Below are 18108 nucleotides of genomic sequence, written 5' to 3'. Positions count from 1 at the left end.
AACAGAATCATATGAGGGGCTTATGCGTACAGAAGAAGAAATGAGAAAAGCAATCGATCAATATGCAGATATGATACAAAAAATTTGCTTTATTCACATGAAACAACAATGTGATGTGGATGATGTTTTTCAGACTGTCTTTTTAAAGTATGCAAAGGCTCCTCTTTTTGAAAATGAAGAACATGAAAAAGCATGGCTTATTCGAGTCACAATGAATGCCTGTAAAGATATTTTTAAAAGCTGGTTTTATAAATATACTGATTCAAAAATTAATATGGAAGAATTATCACAGGACAATTCCTATCTCACTTATCATCAAACATCTGATTTAATGCAAGCTGTATTATCTTTACCAGAACATTATCGAAATGTCATTTATCTTTTTTATTATGAAGGTTATAAAGTAAGTGATATTGCAGCAATTTTACATAAAAAAGAAAATACGATTCATACTTGGTTAAAACGTGCCAAAGTTCAGTTAAAAGATATCTTAGGAGGTGATTATCTTGAATAACCCATTGCAAGAACTCGATTCAATTCACGCAAGTCAAGTGACGAAAGAGAAAACTCTTGATTCCATTTTCCATAAAAAAAGATATCCAAAAGCACTTTTATGCCTTCCACTGATTGCCTGTCTACTGCTTTTTTTCATATTTTCAGTTGAGCCATCTACAACACCTGTAGCTTATGTATCTTTAGATATTAATCCTAGTATGGAGTTACACTTAAATCAAGAAAACATTGTTGTAGAAACGATTGCTTACAATCAGGAAGCTCAAAAAATCTTAGACCAAGTGTCTATCCAGGGAAAAAAACTCCAATCAGCAATACAACAGTTGTTGAATGATACACAATATGAAAATTATCTTAGTGATGGTATATTAGAAGTAACTGTTTTTTCAGATAATCAAAAATTATCTCAAAAAATAGAATCAACTCTTAATCTTTTATTTGAAAAACATCTAGATACAAATCAATATCATTGTTCACAAATCACTCAAGAAACACATCACAATGCTGCAACACATCATATATCAGCTGGTAAATATCAAATTATAGAAGCAATTATATCTTATACTTCTCAATATTCATTAGAAGAATTAAATCAGTTATCTATTCAAGAATTATATACGATCTTATATAATTTCAATCAGGAACTCGTGCCAGATCGTTGTCAGCCTAACCATAACCAAGACAATCATCATCAAAATCATAAGCATTCATAATTGATATTTAAAAAGAAGGGTAAAAATCATTGATAAACAATGATTTTCATCCTTCTTTATTTTATAAATTAAGACTTATTATGCTTTTTTATTTTATGAAAATATTTAATCTTATCAGCAAATATTTTAATTTCTTCATCATTAAAATTTTCAAATAAATCCTTATTTTTTTGTTTTTTAATAACTGGTGAACGCTTATTCATGACTTGTAAAACCATTTTTTCACTAATCGCCAAATCAGGATAATACAATGCTCCTCCTAATCCCGCAATAACTCTCATATGCTTAAGTATTTCAAACGAAAATGCATTCGTCACATATGTCATGAACTCACTTTGTAGAATACCAATAACATATAAACAATAATCTCTAGCAATCAGTAAGTCCTGATTATTTTTTATAAAAGAGACAATATCTGAGTCTAATTTTCCATAATAAACAGGAGTGCCAACAATAATTGTTTCAGCCTTTTGTAAAGTTGGATAATCAATATCATCAATATTCATCAATAAACAATCACCCAAATAATGACTCAGAATTTTACCAACTTTTCTCGTTGCTCCATGTTTTGTCTTATAAATAATGACTCTCATCATAATCATCTCCTTATCTATAGTTTACATGAATTCCCATCATTAATCACGTAATTTCATCTTTAGAAAGAAAAAAAGTGCCAAATGGCACTCAATTCATTATTTACCGTTAACTACATTCTTTAAAGCAGAGCTTGCTTTAAATGCTGGAACTTTACTAGCAGCAATAGTCATTGTTTCACCAGTTCTTGGATTACGACCTGTTCTTGCTTCTCTTGAACGAACTTCAAAAGTACCAAAACCTTTTAAAGTAATTTTGTCTCCTTCTTTTAATACATCAGTAACAGTTTCAACAAAAGCATTCACTGCAGCTTCAGCTTGAGTTTTTGTTAATCCAGCACTTGCTGCAACTTTTTCTACTAATTCAGTTTTGTTCATATTATAATCTCCGTTTCTATGTAAATTTAGGGGCTTGCCCTATTGAGTATTATAATACAAAACATCCCTATTGTACAGTTAAAACAACGAATTCAATAGAAAAGTCAATTTTATAATTGTTTGATAAAATCAGCAAATCTAAGTGCTTCTTCTTCAGCTGTTGCCCATGAAGTCACTATACGAATTCGTGAATGATCCTGATCTAATTTTTTGATATGTGTAATCATATATTGTTCTTCAATTTTGGTAATGTCTGTATTTGGCAAATCGACAAAAATTTGATTTGTCGTAGAAGGCATATATAGTGGATAGCCTTTTTCTTCTAGTGCTTCTCTTATAATCATTGCCATTTCATTTTCATGACGCCCAATATCTTCATAAAGAGAATCTTTTAATAAAGTATAAAATTGTACTCCTAATAATCTTCCTTTAGCAAGCATAGCACCTTTGTTTTTTAAATGATAACGAAAATCTTTTTTCAAATGATCATTAACAATCACCAATGCTTCACCAAACATTGCTCCCATTTTCGTTCCACCAATATAAAAAGCATCTGTATATTTTGCAATATCTGCCATATCAGGAGCATCATCTAAAACCAATGCACTTCCTAAACGGGCTCCATCTAAGAAAAGATATAAGTTATTTTCTCTTGTAAATGTAAATAATGCCTGCAACTCATCTTTTGTATAATATGTTCCTAATTCCGTTGACTGTGAAATGTAAACCATTGCTGGCTGTACCATATGTTCATCTGGATGTTCCTGCAAAATTTCACGAATCATATCAACAGTGACCTTGCCAGACACATGTGGTTTTGTGAGAACTTTATGACCAGTTGCTTCTACAGCACCTGTTTCATGAATATTAATATGTCCTTCATCACAGGCAATCACAGCCTGATAATCTCTTAATGCAAATGATATGAATGTCAGATTTGTCTGAGTACCACCTACAAGAAAATGAATATCAACATCATGATTATGAATTCTATTCATAATCACATCTTTAGCCTTTTGACAATATGGATCAAGACCATAACCAACTGTTTGTTCACTATTTGTATGAATGAGAGCATCCAAGACCAATGGATGAGCACCTTCACTATAATCATTTAAAAAACTATACATTTCTACTCCCTACTTTCTATATAACAATCCATATCTTACATAAATTAAATCTAATAAACTTAAAAAATTAATGGTTCCCTGCATTGATGATTCACTATAACGACTTTCTGTTCCATCAATCGTGAAAATATAATCAATTTTATCATTTTGATATTCTTTGTTCATTGTGATTAATAAAATCTGTGGATGGTGTTCACAAGTCTTTTCAATTAAAGAATCAATCAATTGCTGTCTTGCACGAACTGTAATGATAATCACAAGACTATCTTCATCAATCATATCTAAACGCTGAATTTCATCACCACGTTCTACAAAAGCATAAATAAACTTTCTAAGTTTAAGCATTTTCATCTGAAAATCATTGGAAATAATTTTATTAAATTGGTATCCAATCATATGAACTTTTTTTGCCTGATGAATCATATGACAGATTTTATCAATTTCATGAATATTGATACTTTGATGAACTTTCTGTAATGAATCAATTGTTTCATTATATATTTTATCTACAATAAATTGTGGATTTCTTTTAGCTTCACTTTCATCATGTGACTCTAAATGAATTTCATCTTTAGAAATCTCTAAAGCAATAGCAATTTCATGTTTAAAATTAGCAAAACTCTTACAATTTAAATCTTTACAAAAACGTGATATCGTAGCTGGTGATGTATAACATAAATCAGCTAAGTCATTGATGCTAATATCTGGTATTTTTTCTAAATAAGTCAATATTGTATGAGCAATAGTATAATACATATCCTGTGAAGAAGAAACATTCACATATGACATCAATGTATATAAAATATCGACTTCGTTATAATTATGAATCGCCATTGTTATGCTCCTTTAAGTAATTTTCTCTTCCTATTTCATATAAATCATGACCTTCACTATCAATAATGACTGTCAATGGAAAATCTTTAACAACTAATTTACGAATAGCTTCAGGCCCCAAATCATCAAAAGCAATAATTTCGCATGACTCAACACATTGACTAATATATGCTCCAGCCCCACCAATCGCACCAAAATAAACACCTTTATTTTCTACAATTGCATCTTTCACACTTTGTTGACGATATCCTTTACCAATCATACCACGCAACCCTAATGAAAGTAATAATGGTGCATAAGCATCCATTCTTCCAGCCGTGGTTGGTCCACCGCTTCCAAAAACCGCGCCTGGTTTAGATGGAGTTGGTCCTACATAATAAATAACTTGATCCATAACATCAAAAGGTAAAGGTTTTCCTTGCTCAACCAATTCTACCATACGCTTATGCGCAGCATCTCTTCCAGTATACACAACCCCTGACAAAAATACCTGATCGCCTGCTCTTAACTTTAAAACATCTGCCTCTTTTAAAGGTGTAACCAAATGATAAATCATAGTATAACCTCCTTATGTCTTGCAACATGGCAGCAGATGCTAACTGCCACAGGCATTCCAGCAATATGTGTTGGATATGTCTCGATATTCAAAGATAAAGCAGTTGTCTTGCCACCATATCCAGCTGGTCCAATACCTGTTTGATTAATCTTTTCTAATAGTTCATCTTCTAATGCGTGATATCGTGGATCTTGATGATGACTTCCAATTTCTCGTAACATTGCTTTTTTAGCCAAAAGAGTGACACGATCAAATGACCCACCAATTCCAACACCAATCACCATTGGTGGACAGGCATTAGGACCTGCATCATTAACCACTTTCAGGACAAAGTCCTTAACGCCATTAACCCCATCACTTGGTTTCAGCATCTTCACCTGACTCATATTTTCACTACCAAAACCTTTTGGTGCGACAATTATCTTTAAGTGATCTCCTTCGACAACTTCATAATTAATAATAGCAGGTGTATTATCTTTTGTATTGATACGATCAAACATCGGATCATCAACCACACTTTTACGCAAATATCCCTCTTCATAACCTTGTCTAACACCTTCATGAATTGCTTCACTCAATGACCCTGTTACATGTACATCCTGCCCTATTTCTACAAACACGCAAGCCATTCCTGTATCTTGACAAATTGGCGATGCTGAATTTGCTGCCATTGCAGCATTTTTATTGAGGATTTCAAGTGTTTGTTGTGATAATACAGAATCTTCTGTTTGATAAGCATTCTCTAAAGCCTCTGTAACATCACATGGCAAAAAATAATTTGCCTCCATACATAATCTTTTGACTTCCTGAATGATTTTATCTCGACTTATTTCTCTCATTTTTATCCCCTTCTTTGTTAGGTCTATTATATATAATTTTATATCCAAGAACAAGAAAAGAATTAAAGGATATGCCCCTTTAATTCTTGTATTGATGGATAATACAAACAATAATAACGCAATGACATCAATTCAACTGCCGTTAATAAACTGTGTTTCCCCGTTTTTCGATTTTTTGAATTTCCCAATAATACCATATGATCTACTGGAATCTTAATATCTAATTCAGGATTACATGTCATTAAAACAACCTTGCAACCTGATTTTTTTATATATTGTAAAATTTTAAAACTGCTACCTGTAAAGAAACCATTAACAGTCATGATAATTGCTACACTGTCTTTTGTCAGTTCCTTTGCACAATCCAATTGACGTGACGAATCCATATACGCCATTGTAAACTTTTCTAACATTAAAAGATCAGTTTGAAAATGTAGTGCAGCACTTTGGGAAAACTGTGTTCCAAAGAAAGCAACCGAATCACAATCATGAATTAATCGTAGTGTTTCATCAATTTCCTTCCAATCAAGCATATGTGGTAAATCCGAAATATAGTGTATAACCTGCTCAACATATTCCTGTGTAGCCTGTGAAGGATCATTTTTCATTGTTTCTAATGGAATATTAATAAGATTATTAAACTTCTTATCATTTGAATGAAATGTATAACATTCTTGTTTCAAATGCGCAAAATTTTCATATCCCAGTGCTCTACAAAAACGTGAAATAGTTGCTGGAGAAACAAAACATTCTGCTGCCAACTCACTAATACGCATATCTGCTATTCGATAAAAATTATTGGCCATAAACCAGGCAATGTTATAGTTTGTATCATTTTCCTGAGCTGTATCTAAAAATATAATTAATCGATAAAATAAACTTTTCATCTATGGTTCTCCTTTATTTCTTTATATACTCTCCCGATAAATCAATTCCTAAACTGTTTTGACCATCAGATTCTGCAACGATAACTTTATCTGCTTTGATTGTGAAATAATATGAATGCCCATCTTCATTTTCTTGTCCAATAGCCGTTTTATGAGAATCATCTTCAAAACGAGCAAACTCACCAAGACCATAACCATTTAATTCAAACTGAAATTCAAATCCATCAGGAAAATCATCTGTATAAACCAGACGCAAGATAACTTCTCCCTTATAATAGTTTACAACTTGATTTGTTATAGGTTCTTCAGTCACTTTGGAAATAGGTTCTTTGCCACAACCTACACACATTAAACAAAAGATAACGACCATTATTATTTTCTTCATATTATCACCCTATTAATACTATAACGCATATACGACAATAAATCACATATTTTTTTACATTTCTTTTGAATTTTGACCATATATTCATTATATACTATACATGTAGTCAGAAATATTTGTTTTCCCTTCAAATAATGACTACTTCATGATATCCTTTCCCAAACTGATATCAAATAAAAAACAAATGAGGACTCCCACCTTATTTGTTTTCTTTTTTCTTTAAAACTTTTAAAACAATTAAAATAGATAAACTTGCTAAAAACAATAAAGCAATAATTGTTATTGATGTATCATCTGAAGTCTTGACATGTTCCTTTTGTTTTTTTGGATTCAACGACTTGGTTGACTGAGATGATCTTTTTGCACTTGAACGATCTGTTTTTTCCCAAATTGCATATAAAGTCACATCATGAGCAGGCATTATCAAAATGTCATTATTTTGATAACTTATACCACTTCCATCCTTAGCTTCATTCCATTCTTTAAAAGAATAGCCATCTCTTTTTAATATCGGAAAAGATGTAACTGATATTGAATCATTAAATGAATAAGATTTTTGGGGTAGTGGTGAAGTGATTTCTCCACCATTTGTATCATAATACAAGTGATAAGTGAGCGGTGTTAACAGAAAATCATAATGTTGAGTAAATTCCTGAGAAGTAAAAACATAAGCTGATTTTTGTTGTGATGGTGTATGTTGAAGTGTATATTGGTCTAAATCAGGTATTTTTAACCAATACTGCTGAGTGTTGTATCGCTTGAATTGATAATATCCTTTTTCATCAGTATAAGTTGTATCAATAAGATTATTCTCTTCCCATAAATCAATCTTAACTTGGCTTTTCGGTTCACTCTGTCCATGATTATCAATATAAACATAACCACTCACCATAATTGATAACCACTCTAAAAAGATTGTTATTTGCTGATGAGTATCATTTTTAAATTGAAATGAAAATTCTATACTTTGATTTGATAATATGATTTGGGTGAATATTTTTGCTTTTAATTCTTCAAAAGTGAGATTTTGTTGATCATCAAATGTAAATATCAATTGATCTGCTTCACTGATTGTTAAAGCACAAATTTGAAGATCATAGGCTAAGGGATTTACAATTTTAACAACTTGTTGATTTGATTCAATCGTTGTTGTTAACTGCTGATGAGAATCTAATTGTAGTGTTGTTGTTTCACTTGCTAACACAGGAGATACTTGCTTTAATAATAAACAAACTCCTAATAATAAGAAAACATATTTTTTCATTATGTATGCTCCTTGCTTGGTTTATACACATATGCTTTCCAATTTTTTCATCTTTATACGCAAAAAGGATTATTGGCATTTTTTTGTCGATAATCCTTTTCTCTATTTATTTAAGAACTTGCTTATAAACTCTTAAGACATTTTTATAAAAAATCTTTTCAATATCCTCTTCACTCAATCCTGCATTTTGCAATGCAATAACAAGTTTTGGCATTTCTGAGGCATCTTTTAGTTCAAGATTTTGAGGAATACCATCAAAATCACTACCCAATCCAATACAGTCAATTCCACCAATTTCACGAATATGCAAAATATGTTTCACCATTGAATCAATTTTTGATAAAGCATTCTCGGTCTCATTTTCATCTAAAAAATCAGCTGCAAAATTAATTCCCATGACCCCTCCACGTTGTGCCAGCAATTGAATCATATGATCAGTTAAATTACGGGCATGATGACAAACTTGGCGAGCATTTGAGTGAGAAGCGACAAATGGTTGAGTCGTATATTTAAGCACATCATAGAATCCAGCATCTGATAAATGTGACACATCAATGATAATACCTAATCTTTCACATTCTTGAACATAACTTATACCAAAAGGTGTTAAGCCATGTTCTTCATCACATACATGATATCCATGTGTAACTCCTTCTATATCAAAATTAGGATATCCAATACCATTAGGGAAATTCCAATTCAGCGTAATCATACGGACCCCTAAGCGATAATAATTTCTTAAATAAGATAAATCATTATTGACAACGGCTCCTTCTTCTAATGTTAAAAGCGCACTCATGAGATGATCCTGACGATTTTTTTCTATATCATCATATGAATAAACCATTCTTATCAAATCCTTATTTTTCTCTAATTCACAATAAAATGTATCAATTAAATGTTGGACATGTTCAATCGGATCAGGTGTCTTACCAAGATGGGTAAACATCGCAAAATTCTGTAATAAATAATCTCCTTTTTGCATCTTTTTTAAACTGATATTCAGTTGATTATCACGTAATCCAACATCTTCTCCAAGTCTTTGTAAACGATCAATTTCATAAATCGTATCACAATGCATATCTATCACTTTCATAAGCTTCTCCTTTTAAAAATAAATTTGAGTATTTTGATAATTTTCAGTCAAAGATTGTGTCTGTGTCAACCAATCCATAGCTTCTTTCAATTCTTCTTCACTTAAATCATCTAAAATACCATATGTAGCCAATTGACAAACATCATAAATACTTTGCCATAATGCATCAAAATCATGATTTTCTAGATCAGATTGTTCACTGGTTTCATAAGCATACATATGATGTGCTTTTAAAACAGCTTCTTCTTTTGTCATCTTATTTCCTCCTTTAGTTTATCAGTAATAATAATGTTGAAACAACAATACATATTAATCCAACCACTGTTTTCAATGACTGTTTTTCATGCAAAACAACAGTTGCAAAAACAATAGAAATAACAATACTTAATTTATCAATAGGAACAACAACACTTGCTGGTCCTTCTTTCAATGCTGCAAAATAACATAGCCAGGATAATCCTGTAGCCAATGCTGAAAAAAAGATTGCTCCTAACTGCTTTTTATTTAACAAGCTCATTGGTTGATAACTCTTTGTAACACTCACAACAATCCATGCCATAATCACAACGACAATCGTTCTTAGAGCAGTAACACTCTGGCTATCAACATCCTGAATACCAATTTTAGCTAAAATAGCCGTTAAAGAAGCAAAAATAGCCGAAAGTAATGCATAAACTAGCCACTTTTTACCACATTGCTGATTTTGAGGTCGTTTTAACATCATATAAGTTCCCACAAACATTAATAAAATACAAGCTACTTTTAACCATGTAATTTGTTCATGAAAAATAAGGAAAGCAAAAATCATTGTTAAAAATGTACTCAATTTATCAATTGGTACAACTTGTGATACGTCTGCTAAAGCTAATGCTCGATAATAACATAGCCAGCTAATTCCTGTTGCCACTCCAGATAAAAGAATAAATGTAAGATTGTAAGTGTTGATACCTTGCATAGAACTTCCTGTTACAAAATACATCAGCCAAGTAAATATAAGGACAACACTTGTCCTTAACGCTGTTACATAATGCGAAGATAAATCTTCTAATCCCATTTTAGATAAAATGGCAGTTATCCCTGCAAAAAAAGCTGACAAAAATGCATTAATAATCCACATATGTCCACCTCTATTTTTCTAACAATCGCAAATGCTGGCAGGCTTTTAAAATCCCATCATCATCAATCGGTGAAGTTACATATGTTGCTATATCCTTTAATTGCTGATTTCCCTGTCCCATTGCTACTGAAATAGCAGCATGCTGAAACATTTCCATATCATTTAAAGAATCTCCAAAAGCAATATATTCATCTAAATCATATAACCTTAATAAATGATGAATTCCTGTTGCTTTACTGATATTAGCAATCGTAATATCAGCATATGTTGATTCACCTGGTAAAACATTAACACCTTCAACAGTAAAAAAAGGAGCATAATCATAATCTCGTGGTCCATAAACAATCATGGCTTCAACACTTTGTCCTTCATATGTGCCTACTGGTGGAATTACATTATTAAAAAATCTTTGTGACTCTAAAACATATTCATCCGCCTCTTTAGAAATGACTCTTGTTGCTGATTTTAAGACAACAGCATAATCTAATTCTTTAGCAATCGATAAAACTTTTAAAACCGCTGATTCTTTCATTGATGCTTGAAACAAAACCTGACCAGAAGCATCTAAAACCTTTTGACCATTATTACAAACAAAACCGTCCCATTCTATCATCGACATAAGTCCTGTTTTCATTAATGAATCAACACCTCTTCCTGAAGATATGACCAATCTATATCCTTTTGCTTTTAATTGTTTTAGTATTTTCAAAGTTGATTCTCTTACTTGATGGTGAACATTATCACGTAATGTCCCATCAACATCAAAACACAACATTGGTTTTTTCACACTTTTCACCTCTTTGATAATATTATACTAGAAAGACCATGATTTTCCCACCCTTTTCATGTATAATGAAAAAGAGGTGAAGCGTGTGAAAGAACATTTAATTATAAAATCTGAATTTGATCAATTGCCAATAGATGTCACAATAATGAAACCTAGTCATCCTAAAGGAATTATTCAAATATCACATGGTATGTGTGAACATAAAGAAAGATATGATGATTTTATGCAATATCTTTGTCAGCAAGGCTATGTCTGTCTTATTCATGATCATCGTGGACATGGAAAAAGTGTTTTGAAACCAGATGATTTAGGTTACTTTTATCATCAGGGAGAGATTGGAATTGTTGAGGATGTTCACCAATTAACTTTATGGATTAAAAAACAATATCCATTATTACCATGTTATTTATTTGGACATAGTATGGGCTCATTAGTCGTACGATGCTATTGTCAAAAATATGATCAAGATATTGACGGTTTATTTGTTTGTGGAAGTCCAAGTCAAAATCCGGCTGCGGGATTAGGTCTTCTTTTAACAAAAATCATAACTTGTATCAAAGGTGATCATTATCGATCTGCCCTTATTCAAAAAATTGGGTTTGATGCTTTTAATAAGAATTTTGATAAAAGCACTCCAAATAGCTGGATTTGTAGTGATAAAGAAGTGATTAAAAGTTATAATCAAGATCCACTCTGTCGTTTTACTTTTACAACAAATGGATTTACATCATTATTTCGTTTGATGCAACAAACTTATTCATCTGAACATTGGCAGATGAAAAATCCTCAATTACCTATTCAATTTATTTCAGGCGAGAATGATCCTTGTTTAACAAATGAAAAGAAATTTAAAGAAGCTGTAGCATTTATGGAGAATTGTGGTTATCAACATGTTTCATATCGTTTGTTTCCACACATGAGACATGAGATTCTTAATGAAAAGAAAAAAGAAGAAGTCTATCAATTTATACTAAAAACATTAAAATCTTGGGAATAAACATCCCAAGATTTATTTTTTAGGTAATATATTTTGATATCTTTTAGCAATATATGAATCAGGATATTCTTCATCTAAATATTCACTGATAGCTGATTGTGGAGGAATATGTCGCTGACGCTGATAAGCTCTTATTAAAGCCAAAGCTGAAATACACATATTACAAACCATTAAAACTGAAAGCACCCAAGTTAATTGCTTACCATATTTAACAGGAATCTGCTCAATTTTTTCAGATAGAAAAGGATAAATGTTTTGTACCCAAACAACTGCAATTAATCCCCAAAAGAAACAAAACAGAAGATTAATGCGACCATCTACATTAAAAGGAATATCACTATAATCCCAAAATCTTACTCCAAAGAGTCCTTCTGCGATAAGACTACATATATATTCATAAATTCCACCCGCAAATGTTCCAACAAAGAAAATTGACAAGTCACGCTTACCTTCCATATTATGAAGCAAAATTGTTAATAGAACACAACCGAATCCCCAAACAATTGAAAATTGTCCATACAGTAAACTGCTACGGCTCATTAGTTTTCCCATTGTAAAATAACAAAATACAATCTCTACTATAGCCCCAATAAAAGAACAACTCAAAAATATCCAAATGAGTTTATAAATGTTATAACCTTTTGCAAATTTCTTAATATTCATAAATCCTTCCTCACTTTTGACATACTATACCATTATTCAACATCATATGCAAACAAAAAGAGAACTTGTTAATATTCAACAAATTCTCCATATTCATTTATCTTTTGTTCAATCACTTGATGATTTTTCAATGATTTTTGGACATCTATTATTCTTTGATTAGATGACCCCTTATATAATAGTTCCAAACTTCTTAACGCTAATACAAAACGACCATCAACCAATGTATCACATAATGATAAAAGCTGATAAGCTTCATCCCCCAATTTTAAGATTTCTTCAAATGTATAACCACTATAAATCATGATATGCAAATGACGTTGCTTTAATTTCTGAATCAAATCAATCAGTGGCTGAGGTTGAAGAAATGGTTCTCCACCAGAAAGAGTCACACCATCTAACAATGGATTTTGATCAATCTCTTTTAAGCATTCATCTGTATCACCAAGATATCCGCCATTTGGATCATGACTTTGAGGATTATGGCAACCAGGACAATGATGTGGACATCCTTGGGTAAAGATTGTATATCTTAACCCTGGACCATCAACAATGGAATCATTGACAGTCCCATATAATCTAATCTTCATGTTTTAAACTATGTTTCACACGATCATGTTCTTCAGCTTTTTTAGCATCATTGAAACGATCCAATGTTCCTACAAGATAACCCGTAATCCTACGGATTCTTTCAAATCCAACATGTTCTGATTCACTACGTCCACACTTTGGACAAACATCATCAATAATCCCATTATATCCACAGACTGGATCGCGATCAACTGGATGATTGATAGCTCCATATCCAATATGGGCATCATGCATAGCACGAACAACTTTTTCAAAAGCTGGCAAATTCTTAGTAGGATCTCCATCCATCTCAATATAACTAATATGTCCCCCATTTGTTAAAGCATGATAAGGCCCTTCAATTCTAATTTTATCAAAAGCACTGATTGGATAATAAACAGGTACGTGAAAACTATTTGTATAATACTCACGATCTGTTACACCTTCAATTTTCCCATAAATAGCACGATCCAATTTCACGAAACGACCTGATAATCCTTCAGCAGGTGTTGCAATTAAAGAGAAATTCAATTGATATTTTTGAGAAGCTTCATCCATACGTTTTCTCATATGAGCAATAATTTGGAGTCCTAATACCTGAGCTTTCTCACTTTCACCATGATGATAGCCAATTAATGATTTCAATGTTTCTGCTAGACCAATAAAGCCAACGGTTAATGTTCCATGTTTTAAAACCTCACGTACTTCATCCGTTGATTTTAATTTTTCAGAATGAATCCATACACCCTGGCCCATTAAAAACGGATAATTCATGACACGACGCTTACACTGAATTTCAAATCTTTCTAATAACTGAGCAATACAAATATCAATCATCGTATCTAATTTTTCAAAAAACTCATCAATATCACCCTTTGATTTAATTGCCAATCGAGGCAAGTTAATAGATGTAAAACTCAGATTCCCACGTCCTGGACTAATCTCCTGACTTGGATCAAAGACATTTCCCATCACTCTTGTACGACAACCCATATAAGAAATTTCAGTTTCAGGAGTCCCTTTATAATATTGAAGATTAAAAGGGGAATCAATAAATGAGAAATTAGGGAATAAGCGTTTTGCCGAAACACGACAAGCCAACTTAAATAAATCATAATTAGGTTCACCGGGATTATAATTAATTCCTTCTTTAACTCTAAAAATTTGAATTGGAAAAATCGGTGTTTCTCCACCACCCAAACCAGCTTCAGTTGCCAGTAAGACATTACGTACAGCCATTCTTCCTTCAGCCGTTGTATCCATTCCATAATTAATAGAACTAAATGGAACTTGTGCTCCAGCTCTTGAATTCATTGTATTTAGATTATGAATAAGTGCTTCCATTGCCTGATAAGTTTCTTTATCCGTTTCCTGATAGGCTTTTTCTTGTGTAAATTTTTGAATCTTCTCAATTGTTTGTTCATCAATATGATTTTGTAATAAAATATCTTTTTCTAATGCAAGATAACCTTCATCTTCCAATGTTGGAATACATGATAATGATTTGATTTGTTGCATTAATGATGTCACATCACAAGCTGTTAAAAGTTCTAGAGCTTTTTCTAAATTTTTATAGTACCATTTTTTATATGAACGACGAACACCTTGAGCCATTCCATAATCAAAATTATAAATAGCTTGTCCTCCATGTTGATCATTTTGATTGGATTGAATAGCAATACATGTTAAAGCAGAGTATGTCGTAATACTATTAGGTTCCCTTAATACACCATGACCTGTTGAAAATCCATCTTTAAATAATTTAATAATATCTATTTGAGTACATGTTGTGGTTAATGTTAAAAAATCCATATCATGGATATGTATATCACCTGATTTATGTGCAGCACTATGCATAGGATTTAAAACAAACATCTCATTAAATTGTTTAGCAGCCTCTGCACCATATTTTAACATTGTTCCCATTGGTGCATCCGCATTCACATTTGCATTTTCACGTTTTAAATCACTATCTTTAGCATCCTGAAAAGTAATTTCTTCCAAAGTTTTCATTAAACGTGATTTACGATCACGTGAACGTGTACGCTCTGCACGATACAAAATATAAGCTTTTGCAATTCTTACATATCCTTTAGAAATCAATGTTTCTTCAACTGTATCTTGTACCAATTCTACAGTAGGCAATTCACTATGCCTAGATTCTAATTTTTCTTCAACTTCATTAGCGACTTCTATTGCTTTATCTAAATCATATTTAGCATCAGTTGCCTGAAAAGCTTTATAGATAGCACCTGCTATCTTGTTAACATCAAAATGATCCATACGACCATCTCTTTTTCTAATATATTCAATCATATGTATCCTCCTTGCACTATTTTTAGTATCTCATATTCATAAATGTTTCTCAAATCAAACGAATGATTACTCACGAAAAAAAGATACCCAAAAAGTATCTTTTTCATCATTATTCAATTGTTGAAATGCCAAGTTCATTAATTTTTTCTTTGATTGTTTCTATTGCCTGATTCTCATCACCACCAGAAACAGTAATTTCTAATTTGGCCTTTGTTGGAATCCCTAAAGACAAAACTCCCATCATACTTTTCAAATTAACTTCCTTGTTACCATAACGTAATGTGACATCACTATGAAATTGCTTAACAGCATTCACAAGTTCTGTAGTAGGAGTGGCATAGAGTCCAACTGGATCTGTCACTATAAACTTTAAACTTTGAGCCATATATGATTCCTCCCTTACTTCTTATATACATTATACCATAAAGATATTCTAAGAGTTAAAAAATATGCACTCAAAATAAAAAATTTCTATTTCTTTCTACGACGATTTCTTTTTTTAGCATTACGTCCTTCTTCTAATTCATGATAATCAATAAAACAACCCAAATCATAGACATTATAACCCTTTTTATATATTTTTTTATAAGCTCTTTCACTAATTGCCGGATTAATTGCATATACATAATAAGTCAATTCTTTTTCAGGATAATAATCTTCAAACTTATCCATTAATCTAAGTGGCAAACATTCTGCATCAGCAATATGTAATTCATCAAAATCCTTCACTTCATCAGCACAAATAATAACAATCTTTTCAGGATTTTTTTCATAACGTCGATATCCTTCATTAATATCTAATTTTTTTATTTCTATCTTTTTACCAAATCCAAACATATCATTTCCTCCAATACCTTACTATAATATCATTAATTCGTCACTTTTACTATTGCTTTTCCTTTTTTTATATGTTATTATATCAAAGCAACAGAAAATGGCCTGTTGGAGAAACGGTTAACTCACATGCCTTTCACGCATGCATTCACGGGTTCGAATCCCGTACAGGTCACCATAGGGGCGTGGTTCAATGGTAGAGCATCGGTCTCCAAAACCGTGGACGCGGGTTCGATTCCTGCCGCCCCTGCCAGTAGTCTTTAAACCTTGATTTATCAAGGTTTTTTTATTTTATAAATCAAAAGTCCGTATAAAGTCCGTAATTTTCAAATATAATTTTAAAAATCATCTTTACGCATTTGCCATTTTAACCATACGAACAAATATTTCCATTCTAGCCAGTCTGCAATTTTTGTAACTGCATTTTTTCTGCGATGAACTTCTTTAAATTTTCTAGTCTTACTATTATATATGTACATCGAAATCACTCCTTTTTGCAAATTATAGCATTATTCTTATGTCGAAATTTGTAAAATAAAAAAGCCTAATCCAAAACGGAATAGGCTATAAATATCTTTCTATATGTTTCTTATTAAATTCATATGTGTAAAACTCACTGTTATTGTGCTGTACAATAACAGTGTTTTCTGTTTCTTTAATTACCTTAAGCGGTTCTGTGTAAAGAAACATTGGCATCCTTGTGTTATGTATGTCTAAAGATGGATATTTAATTATGACGTACTGCATTAAACGATCTCCACATATAATTTCGTTACGTTCTTTCCAAACACACCAGCGTAACCATCTTGACCACTTGTGGTTTCTATATCATATTGCCACCCATAATTTGTTTTATACTTCGCACGTTTATAAGGTCTAATTGAATCAGGTGTGTAATAGTAGACCTGAATAGCGTCTATCACTTTTCCATTACCAGCATATTTAGAAGAATCTTTAATATTACAGTCTGTTATCCAACCAAGCCACCCACTACCTTTAACATGCACACGATATTTTATCTTACCCTTGTCTACTCTAATAGCAACATCTGTAATAGGGCTATCTTGATAACCAGCATAATCTTCAAGATTATTTACTTCGCTAAGCCATCCATGCTTTTGTGTTCTTACACGATAAAATACATTTACTTTTGTGTCTTTAGGCTTAGAAGGAGCAGATTCACTTTCGCTAGAATAATCAATATACTTATCAAATTTACCACATTTTGTCCACTGTCTTGATTTAAGACCATAAGCATTTTGTTTTCCACATCCTTTAGGATATGTTCTCTGTACTCCATTTTCCCATATAGGACTCGATTCAATAACTACACCATTACCAACATATATTCCGATATGCCCTTTCATCCAGACAAGCCACCCCCTTTGAAGTTTTGACATATCTGTTGTAACATTTGAACATCTTGAAATCATTGTATCAGCATTAATATCAGGAACTCCATTATTCGCATATTTACCATTCTTTGGGAATCCCCAAAGAATACCTTTAATTAATCCCGAACAGTCACACAATAAATATTTTCCATTTTGACTATTCATAAATTTTCCTAATTGATAAAGTGTAGGTAATTTCTCAACCTCTACAGCTTTATTTATAAAATCCTGTACTTTCATAA

22 protein-coding genes and 2 tRNA genes are annotated in these 18108 nt (G+C 31.9%); 5 read left to right on the top strand and 19 right to left on the bottom strand.

Annotated elements, in window-relative coordinates; all coding sequences use genetic code 11:
• The first annotated feature begins 22 nt into the window (after positions 1–22).
• Together BN1865_RS17365 and BN1865_RS18865 are read left to right on the top strand one after the other, a co-directional pair.
• A complete protein-coding gene (locus BN1865_RS17365) occupies positions 23–514 on the top strand; it encodes an RNA polymerase sigma factor (RefSeq protein ID WP_050638505.1) in 492 nt (163 codons plus the stop codon).
• The gene (locus BN1865_RS18865) at positions 507–1226 is read left to right on the top strand and encodes an anti-sigma-I factor RsgI family protein (protein WP_232780435.1); all 720 of its coding nucleotides are present in this window, start codon (positions 507–509) and stop codon (positions 1224–1226) included. The genes BN1865_RS17365 and BN1865_RS18865 overlap by 8 nt, the downstream gene beginning before the upstream one ends.
• A gap of 68 nt (positions 1227–1294) precedes the next feature.
• Here BN1865_RS18865 and BN1865_RS17355 read toward each other — a convergent pair whose 3' ends face one another.
• The 13 genes from BN1865_RS17355 to BN1865_RS17295 form a co-directional block, all read right to left on the bottom strand.
• Positions 1295–1822: a flavodoxin domain-containing protein gene (locus tag BN1865_RS17355; RefSeq protein ID WP_232780434.1), complete on the bottom strand. Its 528-nt coding sequence runs from the start codon at positions 1820–1822 to the stop codon at positions 1295–1297.
• Positions 1823–1918: 96 nt separating this feature from the next.
• Positions 1919–2197 (bottom strand): HU family DNA-binding protein, encoded by a 279-nt coding sequence (locus tag BN1865_RS17350; RefSeq protein WP_050638504.1) that lies wholly within the window; start codon positions 2195–2197, stop codon positions 1919–1921.
• Between the two features lie 110 nt (positions 2198–2307).
• Complete coding sequence (locus tag BN1865_RS17345) at positions 2308–3327, bottom strand: threonine aldolase family protein (protein WP_050638503.1); 1020 nt, start codon at positions 3325–3327, stop codon at positions 2308–2310.
• A 9-nt stretch (positions 3328–3336) separates the two neighbouring features.
• A complete protein-coding gene (locus BN1865_RS17340; protein WP_050638502.1) occupies positions 3337–4161 on the bottom strand; it encodes a MurR/RpiR family transcriptional regulator in 825 nt (274 codons plus the stop codon).
• On the bottom strand, positions 4148–4717 hold the full coding sequence (locus tag BN1865_RS17335; RefSeq protein ID WP_050638501.1) for a Fe-S-containing hydro-lyase: 570 nt from the start codon (positions 4715–4717) through the stop codon (positions 4148–4150). Before BN1865_RS17335 ends, BN1865_RS17340 begins: the two co-directional genes overlap by 14 nt.
• Entirely contained in the window at positions 4714–5556 is an 843-nt protein-coding gene (locus BN1865_RS17330; protein ID WP_050638500.1) for a fumarate hydratase, read from the bottom strand. The genes BN1865_RS17335 and BN1865_RS17330 overlap by 4 nt, the downstream gene beginning before the upstream one ends.
• Before the next feature lie 62 nt (positions 5557–5618).
• Complete coding sequence (locus BN1865_RS17325) at positions 5619–6443, bottom strand: MurR/RpiR family transcriptional regulator (protein ID WP_050638499.1); 825 nt, start codon at positions 6441–6443, stop codon at positions 5619–5621.
• A 13-nt stretch (positions 6444–6456) separates the two neighbouring features.
• Positions 6457–6828 (bottom strand): hypothetical protein, encoded by a 372-nt coding sequence (locus tag BN1865_RS17320; RefSeq protein ID WP_050638498.1) that lies wholly within the window; start codon positions 6826–6828, stop codon positions 6457–6459.
• 199 nt (positions 6829–7027) lie between these two features.
• The gene (locus tag BN1865_RS17315) at positions 7028–8092 is read right to left on the bottom strand and encodes an InlB B-repeat-containing protein (RefSeq protein ID WP_050638497.1); all 1065 of its coding nucleotides are present in this window, start codon (positions 8090–8092) and stop codon (positions 7028–7030) included.
• A gap of 106 nt (positions 8093–8198) precedes the next feature.
• The gene (locus BN1865_RS17310; protein ID WP_050638496.1) at positions 8199–9188 is read right to left on the bottom strand and encodes a dipeptidase; all 990 of its coding nucleotides are present in this window, start codon (positions 9186–9188) and stop codon (positions 8199–8201) included.
• 12 nt (positions 9189–9200) lie between these two features.
• Positions 9201–9443: a hypothetical protein gene (locus BN1865_RS17305; RefSeq protein ID WP_050638495.1), complete on the bottom strand. Its 243-nt coding sequence runs from the start codon at positions 9441–9443 to the stop codon at positions 9201–9203.
• A gap of 13 nt (positions 9444–9456) precedes the next feature.
• Positions 9457–10305 (bottom strand): EamA family transporter, encoded by an 849-nt coding sequence (locus BN1865_RS17300; protein WP_050638494.1) that lies wholly within the window; start codon positions 10303–10305, stop codon positions 9457–9459.
• Positions 10306–10315: 10 nt separating this feature from the next.
• Positions 10316–11092 (bottom strand): Cof-type HAD-IIB family hydrolase, encoded by a 777-nt coding sequence (locus BN1865_RS17295; protein WP_050638493.1) that lies wholly within the window; start codon positions 11090–11092, stop codon positions 10316–10318.
• An 85-nt stretch (positions 11093–11177) separates the two neighbouring features.
• On the opposite strand from BN1865_RS17295, the gene BN1865_RS17290 reads away from it, so the two are divergent.
• Positions 11178–12089: an alpha/beta fold hydrolase gene (locus BN1865_RS17290; RefSeq protein WP_050638492.1), complete on the top strand. Its 912-nt coding sequence runs from the start codon at positions 11178–11180 to the stop codon at positions 12087–12089.
• A gap of 12 nt (positions 12090–12101) precedes the next feature.
• On the opposite strand, the gene BN1865_RS17285 is transcribed toward BN1865_RS17290, so the two are convergent.
• From BN1865_RS17285 to BN1865_RS17265, 5 genes are all read right to left on the bottom strand, one after another.
• Positions 12102–12752, bottom strand: a complete 651-nt coding sequence (locus BN1865_RS17285; protein ID WP_050638491.1) for a putative ABC transporter permease — start codon at positions 12750–12752, stop codon at positions 12102–12104.
• A gap of 68 nt (positions 12753–12820) precedes the next feature.
• Positions 12821–13342: an anaerobic ribonucleoside-triphosphate reductase activating protein gene (gene nrdG / locus BN1865_RS17280; RefSeq protein ID WP_050638490.1), complete on the bottom strand. Its 522-nt coding sequence runs from the start codon at positions 13340–13342 to the stop codon at positions 12821–12823.
• Entirely contained in the window at positions 13332–15638 is a 2307-nt protein-coding gene (locus tag BN1865_RS17275) for an anaerobic ribonucleoside triphosphate reductase (RefSeq protein ID WP_050638489.1), read from the bottom strand. Before BN1865_RS17275 ends, nrdG begins: the two co-directional genes overlap by 11 nt.
• 109 nt (positions 15639–15747) lie before the next feature.
• Positions 15748–16023: an HPr family phosphocarrier protein gene (locus tag BN1865_RS17270; RefSeq protein WP_050638488.1), complete on the bottom strand. Its 276-nt coding sequence runs from the start codon at positions 16021–16023 to the stop codon at positions 15748–15750.
• Between the two features lie 86 nt (positions 16024–16109).
• Positions 16110–16475, bottom strand: coding sequence for a hypothetical protein (locus BN1865_RS17265; protein WP_050638487.1), 366 nt, complete (start codon positions 16473–16475; stop codon positions 16110–16112).
• Between the two features lie 99 nt (positions 16476–16574).
• Here BN1865_RS17265 and BN1865_RS17260 point away from each other — a divergent pair.
• Positions 16575–16650 (top strand) — tRNA-Glu (locus BN1865_RS17260).
• Position 16651: 1 nt separating this feature from the next.
• A tRNA-Trp gene (locus BN1865_RS17255) sits at positions 16652–16725 on the top strand.
• A gap of 493 nt (positions 16726–17218) precedes the next feature.
• Here BN1865_RS17255 and BN1865_RS18230 read toward each other — a convergent pair.
• The gene (locus BN1865_RS18230; protein ID WP_102134077.1) at positions 17219–18106 is read right to left on the bottom strand and encodes an NlpC/P60 family protein; all 888 of its coding nucleotides are present in this window, start codon (positions 18104–18106) and stop codon (positions 17219–17221) included.
• Between the last annotated feature and the right edge of the window lie 2 nt (positions 18107–18108).

Origin of the sequence: Candidatus Stoquefichus sp. SB1, from assembly GCF_001244545.1 — a bacterium.
Lineage (GTDB): Bacteria > Bacillota_I > Bacilli_A > Erysipelotrichales > Coprobacillaceae > Stoquefichus.
Note: the sequence above shows the minus strand (reverse complement) of the source record. Positions and strands in the feature narration are given on the sequence as shown.